Here is a 3,411-nt window from a genome sequence, read left to right on the forward strand (position 1 = left end):
CCCGCGCGGCGGGGTGCGTCCCCCCCTTATGGTTTTCGGGCGGGGGCGACACCGCCGTTCGGGCCCTGGACGGAGTTAGCGTCGACTTCCCGGCCGGCCGCTTCACCGCGATCATGGGCCCCTCCGGCTCCGGCAAATCCACCCTGATGCACTGCGCCGCCGGACTCGACACACTCACCTCCGGAGCCGCCTACATCGGCGACACGGAACTCGGCTCCCTCGACGACCGTCGCCTCACCCTCCTGCGCCGAGACCGCGTCGGCTTCGTCTTCCAGGCCTTCAACCTGATCCCGACCCTGACCGTCGCCGAGAACATCACCCTCCCCCTGGACCTCTCCGGAGCCAAAGGCGACCACGACTGGATCGCCGAACTCATCGACGTCGTAGGCCTCCGTGACCGCCTCCACCACCGCCCCTCCGAACTCTCCGGCGGCCAGCAGCAACGCGTCGCCGTGGCAAGGGCGTTCGCGGGCCGCCCCGAGGTCGTCTTCGCCGACGAGCCGACCGGCAACCTCGACTCGCGCTCCGGCGGCGAGGTCCTCGGCCTGCTCCGCCGCGCCGTACGCCGGACGGACCGCACGGTCGTCATGGTCACCCACGACCCGGTGGCCGCCGCCCACGCGGACGAGGTCGTCTTCCTCGCCGACGGACGCCTGGTGGACCGTATGGAATCCCCTACGGCCGACAAGGTGCTGGACCGTCTCAAGGCCTTCGAGGTGAGGTCATGAACGCGTCCGTACGCCTCAGCATGTCCTCCCTGCGGGCCCACAAAGGGCGCTTCGCCGGTACGTTCCTCGCGGTCTTCCTCGGCGTTGCCTTCCTCGCCGGAACCCTTGTCATGGGCGACACCCTGCGCGCCAACTTCGACACCATGTTCGGCGACGCGACCAGCGGCACGGACGCCGTGGTCCGGAGCGCGGACGCCATCACAACACCCGGCGAGAGCCAGGGCGTACGGCAACCAGTAAGCACCTCCCTGGCCAGGACTATCGCCCGGCTACCCGGCGTCGCGGCCGCCGCCCCCAGCATCCAGGGCGCGGGTCAACTGGTCGGCGCCAACGGCGAACCGATCGGCGGCAAGGGCCCGCCCACCCTCGCCGGCAACTGGATCACCGACCCGAAACTCAACCCGTACCGTCTGGCGGAGGGCCGCACTCCCACCGCCTCCGGCGAGGTCGTCGTCAACCGAGGCGCCGCCGACAAGGGCCACCTGAAGATCGGCGACACCACAACACTGCGCACACCGGACCCCGTCAAGGTGAAGATCGTCGGCCTCGCGACCTTCGCCGGCGAGGACGGCATGGCCCAGGTGACGTTCACCGGCATGACCCAGTCCGACGCCGAGAAGTACCTCACCGCCAAGCCCGGCGAGGCGTCTGGCATCAGCGTGCGCGCGGACCCCGGCGTCAGCCAGCGCCAGCTGGTCGACCGCCTGACTCCCGTACTCCCCAAGGGAGTTGAGGCGATCACGGGCCAGGAGTCGGCGCAGGAGAACACGGACATGATCTCCTCCCAATTCCTGACGATCTTCACCACGTTCCTCCTGGTCTTCTCGGGCATCGCCCTCCTGGTGGCGACCTTCTCCATCCACAACACCTTCGCCATAGTCATCGCCCAACGCACCCGCGAGAACGCCCTGTTGCGGGCCATAGGCGCCTCCCGCCGCCAGGTCACCGCAGCCACAGTCACCGAGGCGAGCGCCGTAGCCGTGACCGCATCGGCAGCGGGTCTCGCAGGCGGTATCGGCATAGCGGCCGGACTCCAGGCACTGTTCCCGGCAATCGGATTCCCTTTCCCCAACGGCGACTTGGTGATCCACACGCTCTCCCTCGCTCTCCCCCTGCTGGTAGGCACGATCGTCTGCCTGGCCTCCGCCCTGATGCCGGCCATCCGAGCGGGCCGAACCGCCCCCCTGGCCGCACTCCGCGAGACGGCAGTCGACGAGTCCGGCACCTCCCGCGCCCGAGCGCTCACCGGAATGGCCCTGGCCGCCCTCGCGGCAGCCGTAACCCTCACAGGCGTACTGGCCTCACCCTCCCTCCTACTGGCGGGACCTGGGGCACTGCTGGCCCTGATCGCCTTCGTGGTCCTGGGCCCAGTCGCCTCCTCCACGGCGGTACGCGTCCTGGGCGCCCCCCTGGACCGACTGCGCGGCATCACAGGCGGCCTCGCCCGCCGCAACGCCCTGCGCAACCCCCGCCGCACGGCCGCCACCGCGAGCGCGCTGATGATCGGCGTGGCCGTCGTATCCCTCTTCACGGTCTTCGGCGCCTCACTGAAGGCAACGATGGACCAGACCGTGTCCCGGTCCTTCGCCGGAGACGTGGCGGTCAGCACCCCCTCCTTCGGCGCGGGCGGCAGCGGACTGAGCCCTCGACTGGCAGGGGCCATCGGCCGATTGCCCGAAGTGGACACAGCAGTCGGACTGGGCCGAGGAGTGGCCGAAGTCAACGGCAAGGGAAGGGCATTGACGGTGACGAACCCCACCGCCCTGGCCCGCACCTTCGACCTGGGAAAGCTCCAGGGTTCCCTGACCACCCTGGGCACCGACGGCATCGCCATCACACGCACAGAAGCGAACCGCCAACACCTCACCACCGGCAGCAAGGCCCAACTCGCCTTCACCGACGGCAAGAAGAAGACCTTCACGGTCCGCGCGGTCTACGGCCAGTCCGAACTGGCCGGCGACTACGTCATCACCCGCGCAGCCTGGGCCCCACACCGCACCCAGGACTCCGACACACTGGTCGCAGTCTCCTTCAAGGACGGAGTGAGCACGGCGAAGGGCAAGGCCGCCGTAGCGAAGGTCGCCGACCACTACGGCGCCCCCCAAGTCCAGACCCGCCACGAATACGCCCAGTCCTCGGCAGGCGGCATAGACATGATGCTGACCCTCGTCTACGCCCTGCTCGCCCTCGCAGTCCTGATCGCCCTGCTCGGCATCGCCAACACACTGACCCTGGCAATCCACGAACGCACCCGAGAACTGGGCCTGTTGAGGGCCGTAGGCCAGACCCGCCCCCAACTGAGGGCCATGATCCGCTGGGAGTCGGTCCTGCTGGCAGCCTTCGGCACGGCAGGCGGCCTCACCCTCGGCGCCTTCCTGGGCTGGGTCCTGGTAAAGGCCTCGGACGGCGCAAGCGACAGCACCTTCGCCTTCTCCGTCCCACCCCGACAACTCCTCCTGGTGGCCCTGGTAGGCCTGACAGCAGGCGCACTAGCAGGCCTCCGCCCAGCGCGCCGAGCCGCACATCTGGACCTGCTCCGAGCCATCGCCACGGAATAACCGACGGTGAGGGCCCACCCACTCTCCCTGTCCCACGCGCCGGCCGAGAGGGAGCCGTAGGGGCGCGGGGGGGGGGGGGGGGGAGGGGCGGACGGCGCCGCGCCGCGCCGCGCCCCCGGGGGGTC

At 70.0% G+C, this 3,411-nt stretch carries 2 protein-coding genes; both read left to right on the forward strand.

Features of this window, described 5'->3' with window-relative positions:
• A partial coding sequence (locus tag ACFXC1_RS28255) for an ABC transporter ATP-binding protein (RefSeq protein WP_381247314.1) occupies nucleotides 1-728 on the forward strand: 728 nt, incomplete at its 5' end.
• Complete coding sequence (locus ACFXC1_RS28260; protein WP_381247316.1) at nucleotides 725-3,286, forward strand: ABC transporter permease; 2,562 nt, start codon at nucleotides 725-727, stop codon at nucleotides 3,284-3,286. The genes ACFXC1_RS28255 and ACFXC1_RS28260, both read left to right, overlap by 4 nt.
• Nucleotides 3,287-3,411 lie beyond the last annotated feature (125 nt).

The sequence above is a fragment of the Streptomyces hokutonensis genome (genome assembly GCF_042751305.1).
Taxonomy (GTDB): Bacteria; Actinomycetota; Actinomycetes; order Streptomycetales; family Streptomycetaceae; genus Streptomyces; species Streptomyces hokutonensis_A.

Bases quoted from the DNA above. Each gene is read 5' to 3' on its own strand.
- ACFXC1_RS28260 (WP_381247316.1), top strand. From the start codon at position 725: ATGAACGCGTCCGTACGCCTCAGCATGTCCTCCCTGCGGGCCCACAAA.